The sequence below is a fragment of the Microcoleus sp. B4-C1 genome (genome assembly GCF_036705285.1).
In the GTDB taxonomy this organism is placed as follows: Bacteria; Cyanobacteriota; Cyanobacteriia; order Cyanobacteriales; family Microcoleaceae; genus Microcoleus.
This window is the reverse complement of record NZ_JAUBUC010000122.1, coordinates 1-16770: the sequence shown is the minus strand read 5'-3', so window position 1 is coordinate 16770 and position 16770 is coordinate 1. Positions and strand designations below refer to the sequence as shown.

General features: G+C 45.8%; 23 protein-coding genes. 11 read left to right on the top strand and 12 right to left on the bottom strand.

Annotation, left to right across the window (positions count from 1 at the left end):
* Positions 1–68: 68 nt before the first annotated feature.
* Positions 69–1280, bottom strand: a complete 1212-nt coding sequence (locus QUB26_RS28975) for an acetate kinase (RefSeq protein WP_333245578.1) — start codon at positions 1278–1280, stop codon at positions 69–71.
* Positions 1281–1507: 227 nt separating this feature from the next.
* On the opposite strand from QUB26_RS28975, the gene psaK reads away from it, so the two are divergent.
* Positions 1508–1768: a photosystem I reaction center subunit PsaK gene (psaK, locus tag QUB26_RS28970; RefSeq protein WP_333245581.1), complete on the top strand. Its 261-nt coding sequence runs from the start codon at positions 1508–1510 to the stop codon at positions 1766–1768.
* Positions 1769–1812: 44 nt separating this feature from the next.
* Here psaK and QUB26_RS28965 read toward each other — a convergent pair whose 3' ends face one another.
* Both QUB26_RS28965 and QUB26_RS28960 read right to left on the bottom strand, forming a co-directional pair.
* Positions 1813–2451, bottom strand: a complete 639-nt coding sequence (locus QUB26_RS28965; protein WP_333245584.1) for a histidine phosphatase family protein — start codon at positions 2449–2451, stop codon at positions 1813–1815.
* A 147-nt stretch (positions 2452–2598) separates the two neighbouring features.
* On the bottom strand, positions 2599–5073 hold the full coding sequence (locus tag QUB26_RS28960) for a phosphoketolase family protein (protein ID WP_333245653.1): 2475 nt from the start codon (positions 5071–5073) through the stop codon (positions 2599–2601).
* Between the two features lie 857 nt (positions 5074–5930).
* Here QUB26_RS28960 and QUB26_RS28955 point away from each other — a divergent pair.
* Genes QUB26_RS28955 through QUB26_RS28945 form a run of 3 tightly spaced genes read left to right on the top strand, consistent with a single transcriptional unit; the run spans position 5931 to position 6392 of the window.
* On the top strand, positions 5931–6152 hold the full coding sequence (locus QUB26_RS28955; protein WP_333245656.1) for a DUF433 domain-containing protein: 222 nt from the start codon (positions 5931–5933) through the stop codon (positions 6150–6152).
* Between the two features lies 1 nt (position 6153).
* A complete protein-coding gene (locus tag QUB26_RS28950; RefSeq protein ID WP_333245587.1) occupies positions 6154–6288 on the top strand; it encodes a hypothetical protein in 135 nt (44 codons plus the stop codon).
* The gene (locus QUB26_RS28945; protein WP_333245590.1) at positions 6282–6392 is read left to right on the top strand and encodes a hypothetical protein; all 111 of its coding nucleotides are present in this window, start codon (positions 6282–6284) and stop codon (positions 6390–6392) included. The genes QUB26_RS28950 and QUB26_RS28945 overlap by 7 nt, the downstream gene beginning before the upstream one ends.
* A 220-nt stretch (positions 6393–6612) precedes the next feature.
* Here QUB26_RS28945 and QUB26_RS28940 read toward each other — a convergent pair whose 3' ends face one another.
* Positions 6613–6861: a hypothetical protein gene (locus QUB26_RS28940; protein WP_333245592.1), complete on the bottom strand. Its 249-nt coding sequence runs from the start codon at positions 6859–6861 to the stop codon at positions 6613–6615.
* A gap of 541 nt (positions 6862–7402) precedes the next feature.
* On the opposite strand from QUB26_RS28940, the gene QUB26_RS28935 reads away from it, so the two are divergent.
* Genes QUB26_RS28935 through QUB26_RS28925 form a run of 3 tightly spaced genes read left to right on the top strand, consistent with a single transcriptional unit; the run spans position 7403 to position 8365 of the window.
* Entirely contained in the window at positions 7403–7774 is a 372-nt protein-coding gene (locus tag QUB26_RS28935) for a hypothetical protein (RefSeq protein ID WP_006634749.1), read from the top strand.
* A gap of 5 nt (positions 7775–7779) precedes the next feature.
* A complete protein-coding gene (locus QUB26_RS28930) occupies positions 7780–8208 on the top strand; it encodes an HNH endonuclease signature motif containing protein (protein WP_333245596.1) in 429 nt (142 codons plus the stop codon).
* Entirely contained in the window at positions 8141–8365 is a 225-nt protein-coding gene (locus QUB26_RS28925; protein WP_333320760.1) for a hypothetical protein, read from the top strand. Before QUB26_RS28930 ends, QUB26_RS28925 begins: the two co-directional genes overlap by 68 nt.
* 115 nt (positions 8366–8480) lie before the next feature.
* Here QUB26_RS28925 and QUB26_RS28920 read toward each other — a convergent pair whose 3' ends face one another.
* The 4 genes from QUB26_RS28920 to QUB26_RS28905 form a co-directional block, all read right to left on the bottom strand.
* Positions 8481–8684, bottom strand: a complete 204-nt coding sequence (locus QUB26_RS28920) for a hypothetical protein (RefSeq protein ID WP_194069381.1) — start codon at positions 8682–8684, stop codon at positions 8481–8483.
* Positions 8685–8738: 54 nt separating this feature from the next.
* Positions 8739–9116, bottom strand: coding sequence for a hypothetical protein (locus tag QUB26_RS28915; protein ID WP_194069379.1), 378 nt, complete (start codon positions 9114–9116; stop codon positions 8739–8741).
* A 139-nt stretch (positions 9117–9255) separates the two neighbouring features.
* Positions 9256–9417 (bottom strand): hypothetical protein, encoded by a 162-nt coding sequence (locus QUB26_RS28910; RefSeq protein WP_194069377.1) that lies wholly within the window; start codon positions 9415–9417, stop codon positions 9256–9258.
* Positions 9418–9477: 60 nt separating this feature from the next.
* On the bottom strand, positions 9478–9798 hold the full coding sequence (locus QUB26_RS28905; protein ID WP_194069375.1) for a hypothetical protein: 321 nt from the start codon (positions 9796–9798) through the stop codon (positions 9478–9480).
* A 166-nt stretch (positions 9799–9964) separates the two neighbouring features.
* Between QUB26_RS28905 and QUB26_RS28900 the strand changes: the two genes are divergently transcribed.
* The 3 genes from QUB26_RS28900 to QUB26_RS28890 all read left to right on the top strand — a co-directional run bounded on the left by QUB26_RS28900 (position 9965) and on the right by QUB26_RS28890 (position 11098).
* Positions 9965–10324, top strand: coding sequence for a helix-turn-helix transcriptional regulator (locus QUB26_RS28900; RefSeq protein ID WP_333245601.1), 360 nt, complete (start codon positions 9965–9967; stop codon positions 10322–10324).
* A gap of 62 nt (positions 10325–10386) precedes the next feature.
* Positions 10387–10746, top strand: coding sequence for a DUF433 domain-containing protein (locus QUB26_RS28895; protein ID WP_333245603.1), 360 nt, complete (start codon positions 10387–10389; stop codon positions 10744–10746).
* A 4-nt stretch (positions 10747–10750) separates the two neighbouring features.
* Complete coding sequence (locus QUB26_RS28890) at positions 10751–11098, top strand: DUF5615 family PIN-like protein (protein WP_333056587.1); 348 nt, start codon at positions 10751–10753, stop codon at positions 11096–11098.
* A 181-nt stretch (positions 11099–11279) separates the two neighbouring features.
* Here the strand turns inward: QUB26_RS28890 and QUB26_RS28885 are convergent, their stop codons facing one another.
* From QUB26_RS28885 to topA, 4 genes are all read right to left on the bottom strand, one after another.
* A complete protein-coding gene (locus tag QUB26_RS28885; protein WP_333292983.1) occupies positions 11280–11537 on the bottom strand; it encodes a hypothetical protein in 258 nt (85 codons plus the stop codon).
* A gap of 2 nt (positions 11538–11539) precedes the next feature.
* Positions 11540–11992, bottom strand: a complete 453-nt coding sequence (locus QUB26_RS28880) for an HNH endonuclease signature motif containing protein (RefSeq protein WP_333245609.1) — start codon at positions 11990–11992, stop codon at positions 11540–11542.
* Positions 11983–12228 carry a hypothetical protein gene (locus tag QUB26_RS28875; RefSeq protein WP_015178580.1) on the bottom strand — a complete coding sequence of 82 codons (246 nt, stop codon included), beginning with the start codon at positions 12226–12228 and terminating at the stop codon, positions 11983–11985. The genes QUB26_RS28880 and QUB26_RS28875 overlap by 10 nt, the downstream gene beginning before the upstream one ends.
* Before the next feature lie 200 nt (positions 12229–12428).
* Complete coding sequence (gene topA, locus QUB26_RS28870) at positions 12429–15215, bottom strand: type I DNA topoisomerase (RefSeq protein ID WP_333245612.1); 2787 nt, start codon at positions 15213–15215, stop codon at positions 12429–12431.
* Positions 15216–15694: 479 nt separating this feature from the next.
* Between topA and QUB26_RS28865 the strand changes: the two genes are divergently transcribed.
* The gene (locus QUB26_RS28865) at positions 15695–16210 is read left to right on the top strand and encodes a hypothetical protein (protein WP_333245614.1); all 516 of its coding nucleotides are present in this window, start codon (positions 15695–15697) and stop codon (positions 16208–16210) included.
* The last annotated feature ends 560 nt before the right edge of the window (positions 16211–16770 follow it).

The following is a 16770-nucleotide window of genomic DNA, read 5'->3' as shown; positions in this document are numbered from 1 at the left end:
GCCCGTCCAAAAAGGACGGGCGGGACGCCCATCCCACCAACTTCTGGAAGTTATTTAATTCTCATTCCTTAGTGAGAAAGTTTCCAGCATTCTCGCGCAATCTCCCAATCCTCCTGCGTGTGAATTACCAAAATTCTCACCGCAGAATCCACTGCCGCAATATCTCGATCGATCTGTGAATGTTGATTTTTATCCTCATCCAATTTTAACCCGATAAATCCAAAAGCTTCGCAAGCTGCAGCCCGTACAAGAGCAGAATTTTCGCCAACTCCCGCCGTAAAAATTAAGGCATCCAACCCTCCTAAACTCGCCAGCATGGCACCAATTCCGGCACGCAAACGGTGGAGGTAAATATCCAAAGCAAGTTGAGCTCTTTCATTACCTTGGGCGATCGCATCTCCAATCTGCCGCAGATCGCTAGACACGCCTGAAATCCCTTTTAAACCAGAATTTCGATTGAGAATACCATCAAGTTTCTCAGCAGTAAAATCGGATTGCTTTAACAGATGAATGAGAATGCCTGGATCGATCGAACCCGATCGACTTCCCATCATCAATCCTTCCAGAGGCGTAAATCCCATCGTCGTGTCCACACTCCAGCCACCGCGAATGGCCGCCAGAGAACATCCGTTGCCCAAATGACAGCTAATCAACCGCAAATCTGCCAAATCTTGACCCAGAATGTCGGCTGCCCGACGCGCGCAATATTGATGGCTAATCCCGTGAAAACCGTAACGCCGAATCCCATTTTCCAGCCATTCATAGGGGCCGGGATAAACAAAGGCGGCGGGCGGCAATTGTGCGTGAAAAGCTGTATCAAATACTGCTACTTGCGGCACATTTCCGAGGATTTTTTCAATCGCTTCGATACCTTCGAGGTTAACGGGATTGTGGACAGGGGCGAAAACAGATAAACGGGCGATCGCCTGTTTAACATCCGGCGAAATTAACGTACTTTGCTGATAATCTTGTCCGCCATGTACGACGCGGTGGCCGACAATATCAATCTCCTTTAAATCATTAATTGTTTGAGTTTTTCCCTTCCAAAGACTCTCCAGCATTCGAGAAATAGCATCTTGGCGAGACTCGGATGCAAATTCCTCCTCAAGCCGATCGCCTTTTGCTGTTTTGACTTTCAACTCTGCTATACCCTGCTGGTGAGTCCAGTCTATTTGAGCCTCCCAGAGGGGTTCCAAAGGTCGATCGGGCAGGACATCGTTTAATTCGTAAAGACAGCTCTTTTGACTGCTAGAACCCGCATTTAACACCAGTATTTTCATGCTTGATTATTTCCTGTTGATTCGTTCTTTCGACGCTAGGCGATTGCAATCGCATCTTGTCAAACTTTCATCCGCCTGCACAGACGAAGAAATCTTGATATCCTGGGAAAAATATTAAGAAAAATGTCGAAAAATTAACTGTTAATGCAATGTGTAGCGAACAGTTGCATTTTTTTGATATATCTTCTAGGCAGATTTTCATTGACTAAAGTTTAAGGAGTCGATCGATGTTTACACCAATTTTACTTGCCGTTGCCCCCAGAACCCTAGAGTGGAGCCCCACGATCGGTTTGATTATGATTCTTTGCAATATTTTAGCTATTGCGATCGGCAAATCAACCATCCAAAAGCCTCACACAGGCCCAGCAATGCCCTCATCGAGTATGTTCGGCGGTTTGAGTTTGGGTGCAGTTGTGGGAACTATGGCATTTGGTCATATTTTGGGAGCAGGTGCTATTTTAGGATTGTCTAACATAGGCGCGATTTAGTTGCAGAATTTAGGGTAGGCAGTGCGCGCACCCTACCCGCAATTTCAAGTACCGGGTAAATTCCGCAGAGTTTCATCCATGTACGATCGATCGCCCAAAACTTCCAGCAGCGGCCCGCGAACATCAAACTTGACAATACTGACAGAAGCTGCTAAAGCGGCAATGCGATCGCGATAACGACCCAAATCAATCCCCAACAGACTGCACAGAATAATTCTAATAGTTGCTTTGTGGGAGACAACCAACACATTTCCATTCTTATATTTTTCCTCAATTTCTGCAATAACTAAGGAAGCTCTACTGGCAATTTGCACCGAAGTTTCGCCGCCGTTTGGTGCATTCCAAGCAGGTTCAGTCAGCCAATTAATATAATCTTCTTCGTATTCTTCTTTGACCTCTTCTACTGTTTTGCCCTCCCACTCACCGTACTTAATTTCCCTCAGTCCGTCGCGAAGCTGCATTTCTATTCCCACAGCATCGCACAAAGGTTTTGCAGTAGCAATTGTGCGTTTCATCGGACTGACATAAACAGCATTCCAAGGCAATTTTGCGTAAGTAGCAGCAAACTGTGCTGCCATTTTAACACCTTCTGCTGTTAATTCTGGATCGATAGCGCCGCAGAAGCCACCTGTTTGGCTGTAAGTCGTTTCACCGTGTCGTACAAAGTAGATTTTTAAGCTCATATATACCAATTTTATTTGATAGTTGAAAGAGACTTTTATTGAACGAACCGCAGAGGAATATCGCCTGTAGGGACACGGCACTGCCGTTTCCTAATCCCCGATCGCTGTGCCGGACACGGCAATGCCGTGTCCCTACCCAGAATATCCCTAGCCCGGTGCACCCGATCGCACAGTTTGATCTCCTGTCGTTGTCGGATCTTTCGTTTCCTTCGGCGCTTCCGGCGAAACCGGGCCCGCGTGCGGCCACTTCCAGTCGCGGATTTCCGGCATATCATCGCCGTGTTCGTTGATATAGTGCCTGTGTTCGATCAGCTTGTCACGGATAGCTTGTTTGCCGTAAGCTGCGACAGAAATCAGTTTTGGAACGCGATCGAGTACATCTCCAACTAAATGGAATCGATCGAGGTCATTAATCACCACCATATCAAACGGCGTCGTAGTCGTTCCCTCTTCCTTGTAACCCCGAACGTGAATATTCGGGTGATTTGTCCGGCGATAAGTCAAGCGGTGAATCAGCCAAGGATAGCCGTGAAAAGCAAAAATCACAGGCTTATCTTTCGTGAACAAAGTATCAAAATCCTTGTCAGACAAACCGTGGGGATGTTCGCTAGCAGGTTGCAGCGTCATCAAATCCACCACATTCACCACCCGCACTTTTAAATCGGGATAATCTCGGCGGAGAATGTCAACTGCAGCCAAAGTTTCCAGCGTCGGAACATCACCCGCGCAAGCCATCACCACATCGGGTTCGCCACCTTTATCGTTACTAGCCCACTCCCAAATGCCGATGCCGGCGGTACAGTGTTTAATCGCAGAATCCATATCCAAATACTGCAATGCCGGCTGCTTCCCTGCAATAATCACGTTGACATAGTGGCGACTGCGGAGACAGTGATCCGTTACTGACAGCAAAGTATTCGCATCGGGCGGCAAATAAATCCGCACCACTTCCGCTTTCTTGTTAATTACGTGGTCGATAAAACCCGGATCTTGGTGAGAAAAACCGTTGTGGTCTTGTCGCCAAACGTGAGAAGTTAGTAAGTAATTCAGAGAGGCGATCGGTCGGCGCCAAGGAATGTGACGAGTAGTTTTCAACCACTTGGCGTGTTGGTTGAACATCGAATCGATGATGTGAATAAACGCCTCGTAGCAGGAGAAAAAGCCGTGGCGTCCCGTCAGCAAATAGCCTTCCAGCCATCCCTGACATAGATGTTCGCTGAGGACTTCCATCACCCGGCCATCGGGGGAGATGTGGTCGTCTTCGGGCAAAATTTCCCCCGCCCACACCCGGTTCGTCACTTCAAACACCGGATCGAGGCGATTTGAGGCCGTCTCGTCAGGCCCGACAATGCGGAAATTGGCGTTCTCTTGATTCAGTGTCATCACGTCTCGCAGGAAGCGGCCGGAAACGCGGGTTGCTTCTGCCATTACAGTGCCCGGTTTTTGCACGTCAATGGCGTAGTCTTCAAATTTCGGCATTTTCAAGTCTCGCAGCAGCAGGCCGCCGTTAGCGTGGGGATTTGCCCCCATACGTCGATCGCCCTTGGGCGCGAGTTCTGCTAATTCAGGAATTAACTTGCCGTTTTCGTCGAAGAGTTCTTCCGGCTTGTAGCTTTTCATCCAATCTTCGAGGAGTTGGACGTGTCCCGGCTTAGAAGCCATTTCCGAAAGTGGGACTTGGTGCGATCGCCAATAATCCTCTGTTTTCTTACCGTCAACTTCCTTCGGCCCCGTCCAGCCTTTGGGAGTTTTCATCACAATCATCGGCCACTGGGGACGGCCGGAATAGCCCTCTGTCCGCGCTTTTTCCTGAATCGCCTTAATTTCGCCGATCGCCGTATCGAGAGTTGCAGCCATCAACTGGTGCATGGTTTCCGGGTCTGAACCTTCCACCCAATAAGGTTTGTAGCCGTAACCGACCATCAAACTTTCCAATTCCTCCTGCGGAATGCGGGCCAACAGAGTTGGATTGGCAATTTTGTAGCCATTCAAGTGCAAAATCGGCAACACGGCCCCGTCGCGAACCGGGTTGAGAAACTTGTTAGAATGCCAGCTAGCAGCTAGCGGGCCACTTTCGGCTTCCCCGTCACCGACAACGGCCGCCACAATCAAATCGGGATTGTCGAAGACTGCCCCGTAAGCGTGGACTAGGGCGTAGCCGAGTTCGCCGCCTTCGTGAATCGAACCGGGGGTTTCCGGGGCGACGTGGCTGGGGATACCGCCGGGAAAGGAGAACTGTTTGAACAGCCGTTTGATACCCTCTTCATCTTCGGAAATGTTCGAGTAATATTCGCTGTAAGTGCCTTCGAGATAGGTGTTGGCCACCAAGCCCGGCCCGCCGTGTCCAGGGCCTGCGATGTAGATGGCGTTGATGTCTTGGGCTTTGATGATGCGGTTGAGGTGAACGTAGATGAAGTTTAGGCCTGGAGTGGTGCCCCAATGTCCGAGGAGTCTCGGTTTGACGTGTTCGATTTTGAGGGGTTCTTTGAGTAGGGGGTTGTCGAGGAGATAGATTTGTCCGACGGATAGGTAGTTTGCCGCCCGCCAGTAGGCGTTCATTTTGTGTAGTTCTGAGTCGGAAAGCGGCTTTAATTGCGGGATCTCGGTTGTTCCTAGCATCATCAGCGATTGACTCCTGAGTTGTGGTTGTTTTGTCAAGTGCGATCGTGAAGTGCGATCGATATTAATTGGTTATCTGTGACATTTTGTATTTAAACTCCATGTCTTCCACACCAACTATTGAATTCTAGCTCGTTTATGTCTCCATAAAAGTTTAAATCAATGTTAATTTATGGCTAAACATCGCACAATATCGAGGTAATAAAGATAGAGATTTGCGGGGATCAAGGAATTCAGTAATATAAAATAGGATTTACACAAGAGCTTGCGGAGAGTGTTCACTGGGCACCTGATGCGTATGTGCTGCAGCGGGTGGGAGAAGTTGTGCAAGTCCCGAAAAATATGCTTCTCAAGGTAGAAGTCATCATGATTTATACCTGAAGTTGATTTTAGTTTGTGCCTGCTGATGGCTAATACCAGTTATTCAAAAAAAATGCAACTCTAGGCAAAATCCAAAGTTTTATGTCCTCAGTCATTCCCAATTCTAAAATCTAAAATCTAAAATCTAAAATGGTATGACTCCTTTTCTGTTAAAGTTTTTTATGTTAGTTTAAGCTCAGGGTAAAACGGTGAGCAATTTTTATAATTTACAGATTTATCAAGAAGTTAAAAAGATATAGCAATGCGATTTCATTTGTGCACGGCCTTTTTTTTATTAACCGCAGAAGCGCAGAGGGCGCAGATGAAGAGAGCAGAGAGAAAGGAATTGAGTATAATAGCAAATACCTACAGAGTTATTCAATCAAATAGGTGCTATGACAATTAAAGAATTAGAAGCAGAACTCCTAGGCTTAACGCCAAAAAATCAAGCTAAAATTATCTAATTATTAACCCAAAACTGAGCTAACACCTAACAATGAATTAGCAAAACTCTCGGTGTGTGTGGCGGTGAGGCTTGTATCAAAAAGCGCCGTCTTCGTGTTTTAATGCTGGTGAGTTTTCGCCGCTTGGATATCAACGAATCCAAACTCTTAGATAAGTATCCCACACTAAAAGCTACTGATTTAGCAAATGCCTGGGCTTATGCGACGGCTTTTTCAAATGAAATTGAAATAGATACCCGCGAGAATCACGAGGATTAAGATGATGGCGCGTGTTGATACTGACGAACTATTTCCCAGAGTGGTTGTAGAATTGCTGGGTTCTATGATTCACAATATTCTGACACTGCAAGCAGCCGGAAAAGATAACCAAAAAATCCGCACGAAGAAGTGTTAGCTTTTGCAGTCAGTGAAAATCGAGCTGTTTTAACTCTAAATAGCCGTCATTTTATCACACTGCACAGCTTACAGTCTGATCATGCTGGAATACATTGTCTGTAGGGGAGAGGATGATTTAACAGAATGGCTGCTAACCTTAATCACACTATTTCCTCACTTGAAACATTAACAGGTCAAGTGATTCGAGTCGATCGCACTCTCGGCGCAATCTATATCTTAAGCGATCGCCACAAAGTAAACTAAAGCAATCTCAATCCGAAAATCACTGCATCGGTTTGATTGCTGGCTAGAGGCTATCGCCGATATTTCCCGCTGAAAAAACCTAGGAAGCGACTAAAACAGGGCACTCTGAAATCCGGCAAATATTGGACACAGTTGGCTGCTGCGAAACGACTCGCAGTTCGTGAGGATAGCGGGGACGGGGGTCATTTTCTAACCAGATGGGCGGTACCATCATCACTTCATAGTAAGCGATCGTATCGAAAACACCTGGCTGGGACTTCAACTCCACTGTTAAGCCCGCTCGGTACTCAAATGCTTCTTCCCAGTCTAGATTTTCATTGATACCCATAGCGATCGCGCCTCTTAATCTTGTTTCTTTTGTCCATTGTAGAGCCCTACATAAAAGATTGGGTACTTTCTGTTGCTTACGATACAATTTTTAACCTTATATGTTCGATTCATGACAATTTAACAGAGAGGAGCAATTGTCAATAAGTAAATAGGATGATTTTGCTGACGGGTGACAAGTAAGCTGAAAAGTGAGCCCTGACAAGAGTTTGAGTTGATATGTCTCAAAAAAAATAGGCGCGATGGAACCCCGCAGACGTTTATGAGACAAAGGAAGAGAACCGAAGAGAATTTTAAGGACGGAAGTACAAACCTATTTTTGCCAGCTTGTCTAGTATTTTATAAATAAAGAAACTCGGTTTTTTTAATAAGCCGGGTTTCTGGATGTGTGAAAACTCAACTAATTTCACTTAGTTTTCTTCTTTGTCGCTGTCGCCGTATTTTTAGCAAGCGAGTTCCTTCTTCATTTCTTTTGGGCAGATGTCTAATACTCCAAGTAAAATATGGCATAATATAAATATTAGTTTCATAGCTTTGCACCTATGACCGCCCAAATCACCCTAAATCTGCCAGATGAAGTCTATCACCAAGCAGAATTGCTAGCGCTGCAACGCCACCGCACCGTGAGTGAGATTCTAGTAGAAACTCTGGAAAATTTTCTCTTACCAACCGCTAAACCAGTATCAGCACTGTCTGATTCAGAAGTAATCACTCAGACTCAACTCCGGCTGCAACCACTCCAAGAACAACGATTGAGTGAATTGCTAGACCGCCAACAATCCGGTACGATCGCATCTGTAGAACTGGCTGAATTGCAGGCATTAATCCACATATATGAAACTCGACTATTGCGACAAGCTCAAGCCTTAAATGAAGCTGTGCGGCGCGGCTTGCTCGAACCATTGAAAGGATAATCAAAATGGCAATTTCTGAACAAGTTAGAGCCAGAGTTCGCGCACAAGCTCAAAATCGGTGCGGTTATTGTCGCAGTTTACAAATGTATGTCCTGGGAATATTGGAAATTGACCATATTATTCCTAAAGCGATTGGCGGTACTGACGAGGAAGAAAATCTCTGGCTGGCTTGTAGTCTGTGCAATAATTACAAAGGAACCCAAACTGACGCATTAGATCCGGTCACGCAAAAGCACGTTAAATTGTTTAATTCGCGCACTCAACAATGGTCACAAAATTTTGCTTGGAGTGAAGACGCTACAGAAATTATTGGACTTACAGATTGCGGTCGCGCAACAGTCACAGCACTACAACTAAACAATCATATTGCTGTTACTGTCAGGCGTCAGTGGGTTAGTGCTGGATGGCATCCGCCAACAGACATTTCTCCTTAAAAGGTTTGAGGGTCACAAATGGTCGATCGCACATATGGCCTTTTTGGCGACTGAGGAGATTTTAGACCAGCGCGAGGTCAGAGATAGGGTGGGTGGTGCGATCGAACGCACAAATGATATAAAACTGACTGATTTAACTGAAATTAATACTGAGTAAGTGCAAAATTTGTAAAAAAGAGCGATCGCACTTTCATCGAGATGTTGAAAAAAGTGCGATCGCTCTTTTGTCCGGGATTGGGAAAAATGGCGATGCTTTTTTATCCCTTCATTATTTACCAACGGCCTTCTGACTGTTGTTGGAACATACTTTTTGCAAGTTCCAGTATTTCCTCGTAGCTCATGTAGTCTTCTAAGCGTTCATGTAGCTCTCTTCGCTCATTTTTAGTTAGCTTGAGTTTTGTAACCACTTGCTCTACTTTATCTTTTGCTGACGCACGATTCTCAGTGCGATCGTCTTTCATTGGCTTGTTTGACATTTTATCTCTCCATTTCTAAACAAAACTCAGAACAAATTACTCCACGATCCGAGCCTATAACTCCTCTTCGTCTTTAGACCCGCCAGAGCCAAAAAACTGATCTGCTTCAAGGTTGGACTTGAAGTTTTTACAACGCTGTTTTATCAAATCTTCAAACCCTGCAAGCCTTCCCAGTTCTTGACCGCTACCAACTTTAACAGTAATCCCTTCGATTAAATCTCCCATTCTTATTTGTAACCGACCACAAAGACGCATCGCCTCTATTGTTTCAGGGTCATCAGAACTGCTACCTCCGAAAATTATCGTTCTCATAATGCCTTGTTTGTGGGCAATATTTTCCTCTTCTGGTGTCAAAGTTATTTTGATATATGTTTCGTAGTAAGCTCCTCCCAAAGGTCCTTTTTTCTCTGTACGGTCAGCGGAAAATTTCATAGTCAACTCCTGTGGAATAATAGACCTTACGTTGTTAAACCAAAAATATTTGATAATAACAACTGTTTTCTACCTTTTCAGGCATAGAGTGAGATAAAACTGGACTTATCTCACACTGTACTCAATCAACAAAAATCGTTTAGATATAGTACCCCTTGCCATTACACTTTTGGCAAACGGCCTCTCTAACAGCTTTTTCAGGCTTTATTTTTCCTGTTCCGCCACACGAAGGGCATTTTTTTCCATCTTTTGCTTCAAAAGCATTGGGGTCTCTGATGTCCGGGGGTTTCTCATTTGCCATGATGTAGATCCTGTAATTGTCGGCTGACTAATCAATAGAAAATAAAGCAGGTATCGAATCCTAAGTATGCTTGTTTTTACTATGTCGTCCGCTAAACTCAATACAATAAGTACAAACCATAGCTGCTTGAGAAGAATTATCCCAAACCCAACCAACAGGTCTAGCGTTAGAAACTTCTGGTTCAGAAGCATGATGAAAAGATACTTGTAGATTATCCTCTACGGCTACTATCCCTGAAGGAAGCGGGGCAAAGTCACCTGTTTCTGGATCGTGCATATGTGGCATAAACACACCTAAACCATATTCAGATAACTTCTTCAACATCTCTTGCACTTCGGGTGTAGCAATTGCCTGTTGAGCTTTTTCAACTATTTCGTTCATTTCACTTCTCCTACACAAGGTTTCTGGTTTGTCCGCAAGTCTTCTGAGTGGGTAGAACCCATCGGAATCTTGATTTACATGATTATCGTATAGCTAGTGATTTATCGGATAGAGGTTTCTTAAGGAAAAATATAGGATTTCCTTGTCCTTTACATGATTTCCTGATATGGCGTTCTCCCTTGGCAAGCGCCTCAAGGCTACCCGCGAAGCACTCGGATTAACCCAAGAGCAAGTTATTGAGCAGTTAGAGCTGCGCTACGGGATAACCCTGAGCCAACAAGCCATCTCGTGTATCGAACACGGCAAGCGCAAAGTAGACGCCGAGAGGGAGCTACCCGCCTTCGCCGCCGTCTACAGCAAACCTATCGATTATTTCTACGAAACCTTGGAATTGCCCGCCACACCCCCAGCCGCACCCACATCCAAGCGCCGCTCAGCAGTCACCGTTGACATGGAAGCCCTTACTCACCGCGATAAGCTAGAACTAGCAGCAGAATTAATTCACAACGTTTTGCAACAAACCTAACTAATAGGGATATCGCCCTACAATATGAAATACATACATAATTCATAAATCAAATAAGCTCTATGACAATCCCAGAATTAGAAGCGCAACTCAAGGCATTAACGCCAACCGAGAAAGCTGAGGCAATCAGCATCTTAACTCAAAGTCTGAAAAACAGCGGACGCCCGATTACAAAAACTCCCGGCGTGATGGGCGGCGATGCTTGTATTGACAATACTCGCATTCCCGTTTGGTTGATCGCCAGCTATCACAATGACGGCGCTACCGATGCTTTTATCCTAGATTGCTATCCCCATCTGAGTGCCGCTGATTTAGTAAATGTTTGGGCTTATGCTGAAGCTTATCCTGACGAAATTGAGGAAGCAATTAGACTGCAAGATGAGGCTGACGAAATATTAGATACACCTGAAAATATCAAATAAACCTATGGCGCGTCTCTACGCAGACGAACAATTTCCTCGGCAAGTCGTGCAAAACCTGCGGTCTTTGGGGCATGATGTCCTGACTGTTCAAGAAGCAGGAAATGCTGGACTACCTGATGAGGATGTATTAGCATTTGCCATCATTGAAAATCGGGCTGTTTTGACCGTCAACCGACGGGATTTCTTTCAACTGCACAAGCTGCAACCTGACCACTGTGGTATTATTGCCTGCACGCGAGATGACGATATTGCTAGACTGACTGCTAATATTAATGATGCAATATCTACTGCTGAGACATTGACGAAAAAAGTGATTCGTGTCTATCGCTCAGGGCCGCCGTCCATATCTTAATTGAATTCAAGAGACCTTATGCCCTACTATACTCAAGCCGAATTTTAAGGACTGAAGTCCTTACTACAAACCTAAATTTGTGCAGTATTTTACCAACAAAAAAACCGGGCGGCACGGGGAGTAGGGGTCGCACCGCCCCTACACCGTCCGGGTTTCTCGATCAGTGAAAACTAAACTAAAATCACGTTGTCTTCTTCTTAGTCGCAGTCGCCGTCGCAGCCTTCTTAGTCGTGGTTTTCTTCGCCGCAGTCGCCGTCTTCTTAGCAGTAGTTTTCTTCGCCGCAGTCTTCTTCGTTGCAGTCTCCGATTTCTCCGCCGCAGTCTTAGTTGACTTCTTCGACTTGCTGCTAGATTTACCGCCTCCCGCCGCTTCCTTCGTTGCTAACAATTCCAGTGCTCTTTGTAAGGTGAAATTCTCCACAGATTCATCCTTCGACAAAATTATGAATTCTGGCGAAGATCGCCAGAGGGAGGATGCCACCCGGCCCTAATCCATAAACGACGAGCTCTGATAATCGCTCCTTCATTATGATATAGATCGTTAAGGTCTAATCGATCGCAGGTTCCCCTACCTGTTGGAGTAATACCCCTTATTTCTAAACCATCCGCAGACCAGTTAAAATGCTCAGACCATTGCTGTTGACGGGGGTTAAACAAAGTTACTTCTTGTTCTGTTTCTGGGTCAGTACCAGTGACAAAATTATAGCGATTATTATTACAGCGATGACAAGCTAAAGCTAAGTTTTCAAGCTCATCGCTACCACCAATCGAGCGAGGTAAAATATGATCTATCGTAAATAGAGTAGAGCTACTTTCTTCCGCTGAATGGCAATATTCACAAAGAAAATTTGCTCTACTTCTTACTAAATTTCGAGTAGCGCGGTTTACGGACATGAGGCTGCTATAACTTTAGCGTTAATTAAGGTAAAAATCCGATCTAGTTCTAGTAAGCTTGCTAATTCTACAACCTCTTCTGAAGTTAAAAGATTAGCCTTTTTTCTGTCGGCTAGTTCTTCTAATCGGGCTTGCAGATTTTCCGTAAATTTGAATAAGTAAAGATTTCTGACTTTCTGAATCGAAATCTCACGATCGATCCAGTAGGAAGGTTGTACCATAAGTTCAGCTATCATGGTGATTCAATTACTCCAATTACTACATGGATAGTTTTGATTGTATCATGAGAACGAAAGGATTACTTTAGAAAGAGCCGACCTACTTACGCACGGCGCGATCGAAGAAACCGAGTTTTTTACCCAATCTGTCTGCTAAAACAAATTATTTTCGCAAAAAACCCGGTTTCTGACCGTACAGTGCGTAAACTCAACTAATTTTACTTAGTTGTTTTCTTGGCTGTTGTCGCAGTCGCCGCCTTCTTAGTAGTCGTTTTCTTCGCCGCAGTCGTCGTCTTCTTAGCAGTCGTTTTCTTCGCCGCAGTCTTCTTCGTGGCAGTTTCCGATTTCGCCACAGTTGTCTTTGTTGACTTCTTCGACTTGCTGCTAGATTTTCCGCCTCCCGCCGCTTCCTTCGCTGCTAACAAATCCAGTGCTTTTTGTAAGGTGAAATTCTCCACAGATTCATCCTTCGACAAAGAAGCATTGATATCGCCGTGTTTCACATAGGGGCCGTAGCGGCCGTCGTAAACATTGATCAATTCTCCCGACTCGGGATGCGCGCCCAATTCCTTCAAAGGTGTGGCTGATTTGCTGCGGCCGCGGGCGGCTTTCGGCTGCGATAATAACTCTAATGCCCGATCGAGCTCGATCGTCAAAACATCATCCGGCGGTTTGATCGATCGATAATCTTTCCCCACCTTACCCTGGTCATGCACCACATAAGGCCCGTACATCCCCAAATTAGCTTGCACCTTCGCCCCCGTCTCCGGGTGAGATCCCAACAACCGAGGTAAAGTCAACAAACTCACCGCCATATCCAGCGTCACGCTATCCTTATCCGTCCCCTTCGGTAAAGAAGCCCGCTTCGGTTTCTTGTTCGTTTCCGAAACTTCTCCTAACTGAACGTATGGCCCATAACTGCCAATCAGCACATAAATCGGTTCCCCGGTTTCCGGGTGAAGACCCAATTTTTCCGGGCCTTCCATTTTTTGCTTTAACAGAAACTCCACTTGATCCGGATCTAAATCGGCCGGCGTCAAATCTTGGGGAATCGATGCTTTTACCAGGCCTTCTTCGCTTTCAGATTCCAGGTATGCGCCGAATTTGCCGATGCAGACTTTAGCAGAAATATTCTCCAAAACCACAGTTCGGGCAACTTTCGCGTCAATCTGACTTTCCTGTTCTTTAACTTGGGTTGCGAGTCCCGTTTCCCCTGTATAAAACTTTTGCAAATACGGCAGCCATTTCGCCTCGCCGGTGGCAATTTCATCGAGGGTTTGTTCCATTCGGGAAGTAAAACCAGTGTCTACTAAATCGGGAAAATGTGTTTCCAATAAAGTCGTGACGGCGAAAGCGGTGAATGTCGGAATGAGGGCGTTAGCTATTAATTTGGCGTATCCCCGATCGACAATTGTACCGATAATACTCGCATAGGTACTCGGACGGCCCACACCTTCGCTTTCGAGCATTTTGACCAGAGAAGCTTCCGTGTAGCGGGCGGGAGGTTGAGTTTCGTGCCCAACTGCCCCTAAATCCTTACAATTAGGTTTATCCCCCACCTTCAGCGCCGGCAAAATCACCTCCTGGTCTTCCAACGCCGCATCTGGATCGTCGGAACCTTCCACGTAGGCCCGCAAAAAGCCTGGAAAATCAATGCGTTTGCCGCTGGAACGGAAACCCGCATCTTCTACCTGAGTTTGTACCGTAACGTGAGTTTGGCGGGAATCGGCCATTTGAGAAGCGACAGTCCGCTTCCAAATCAAATCATAGAGGCGGAAATCAATCCCATCCAATCCCGTTTGCTGCGGAGTCCGAAAAGTGCTGCCGGCGGGACGGATAGCTTCGTGGGCTTCCTGCGCGCCTTTGCTTTTCGTGGTGTATTTGCGCGGTTGGGGGCTGAGGTATTCGCTACCGTAAAGTTCTTGCACGCAACTGCGCGCCGCTTCGATCGCCTGTTCGGACAAATGCACCGAATCCGTCCGCATATAGGTGATAAAACCGCGTTCGTAGAGGCTTTGGGCAATTCGCATGGTTTCCCGCGCACCCAGCCTCAGTTTGCGGTTAGCTTCCTGCTGCAAAGTCGAGGTCGTAAACGGTGGCGAGGGTTTGCGGGTGACTGGCCGTTCTTCGAGATTCGTGACAGTCCAAGGTTTGTTTTGAATGCGTGAAAGTAAAGCCCGCGCCTGTTCTTCGTTCAGCAAAAGTACGCGGCGGCCTGCGATAATTTGCCCGGTATTTTCATCAAAATCGCTGCCATTTGCAACTTTTACATTGCCGACTGTCACGAGTTTGGCATCAAAGGCACCCCCCTGTCCCCCCTTACCAAGGGGGGGATTGTCCGAAGCCCCCCCCTTACCAAGGGGGGGGTTGGGGGGGGTCAAAGTTGCTTTTAAATCCCAGTAGCTACCTTGGCGGAAAGCGCGGCGTTCCCGTTCCCGGCGCACCAAAAGCCTGACTGCGACTGACTGGACTCTACCGGCGGACAAACCCCAAGCGATTTTTTTCCACAGTAGCGGGGAGAGAGTGTAACCGACGAGTCTGTCGAGAATTCGGCGAGTTTCTTGGGCTTGTACAACTCGATTGTCGATATCGCGACAGTGAGTCAAAGCGTCGCGGATTGCTTCGCGGGTGATTTCGTGGAATACCATCCGCTTGATGGGCACTTTGGGTTTGAGGATTTGCAGCAAATGCCAGGAAATGCTTTCGCCTTCCCGGTCTTCGTCAGTGGCTAGAATCAGTTCTGTGGCGTCTTTGAGGGCGTCTTTGAGTTCTTTAACAATTTTCTTTTTATCTTTCGGGATGACGTAGAGGGGTTCAAAGTCTGCTTCCACGTTTACGCCCAGTTGCGCCCATTTTTCTCCTTTAACGGCTTCTGGTATTTCTTCGGCGGAGGATGGTAGGTCGCGGACATGGCCCATCGATGCCTCTACACGGTAGGTGGAGGGCAGGAAGTTGCGGATGGTGCGGGCTTTGGTAGGAGATTCGACGATGACTAAGGTTGACATGGCATCTTTTAAATATGGATGGCAGCGCAGCTAGAGGGTCTAAGTTAGAGAGTTTAGGTCAGATGTCAAGGTTTCTTTCAATTTTGGGCGATTATTTTCAAACTACCTTAATTTTTAACTTACTGCCGATCGGGTGGCAGGTGACAATGTGATGGGATTTTACTGCTTTGGGGGCAGAGGCTGCGAATCACGTCTCTACAAGATGCACCGGATGATGACCTGACTTTAGCAGAATTGTCGGTAACTGGATGTTGAGACTGCTGGATGCGGGCGGATGGTTCCTCAATCTGGTTGTAACTTGAAGCTTGGGAAAGGTTGGGGCGAGCGATTTTAGATTTTAGATTTTAGATTTTAGATTGGGGAATATTTACTGAGTTGAGGTTTTGGGCGATCGATTGCGCGATTTTAGATTTTAGATTTTAGATTTTAGATTGGGAAAGATTGACTGAGTTGAGGTTTGGGACTTTGGTCAGTACGCAGTGCAGCATCAGCGCGGCGATCGGAAGGAAAGCCATCACAGAGGGTTAAAATTATTTGAGCGATCGAGCAATTCGATGAATAATGCTATGACATTTGAATTCGACCATCTTTTCATCCTTACTGATATTGGTGCTCCCGAAGCCGATCGCCTATCATCCTTCGGTTTAGTTGAGGGTGGATCTCGCATTCATCGCGGACAAGGTACAGCCAATCGCTGTTTCTTTTTCCATAACGCAATGTTGGAATTGTTATGGGTTCACCATCCAGAAGAGGCGAAGTCTGAGCGAATTCATCAGACTCGTCTTTGGGAGCGATCGACAAATCGGAATAATGGTGCGTGTCCGTTTGGCATTTGTTTGCCTCCACCCAAAGGTTCTGAGGACATAGTTGCATTTTCTAGTTGGGCATATCGTCCACCTTATTTACAGCATATTCTATGTATATGTAGTACACACAATTTTCTAGCCCGTGTAAGGTGCGGATACCCGTCAATCTGCAAGTTTTATCAAATATGAAGCAGATCCGCACCCGGAGGATTAACACCACACAATATAGCTGGCAATGTACTTTATGAACCACAGAATATGCTGTATCTGAAACGATGAGTATCGCAGTAGAAAAAAATAGTGATGTTTTGACTGAGCCCATGCTTTTCCAAAATTCCTTTGGTAAAGGTCTCGATCAATACTCTGCCGATCGGGCATGAAAAATAAATAACTTAATGAATTACTCCTGTTGGGGAACGGCTCGATAATTCCATTTTGACCAATATTACTCGAAAATAATTTGCATTGTATTTGACAAATCATCAGCCGCCTTTCGACCAGTTTGATCTAATTTATTAAAAATATTTACCTCTACAGCAGATATTCCATTTTTATTTTTTTACACGAGAGCTTTTACTAATTATTGAATAGTAATAATTACTCCTTTACAATCCTTGGCAATATGAGTAAAAAATCGATATTATTTCTTGATTGTATTTAGACGTAAGGATCTGGAATTAAATAACTTACAATTTTAATTGTTATTGTGGGATGGGCGTCCCGCCCGTCCAAAAAGGACGGGCGGGACG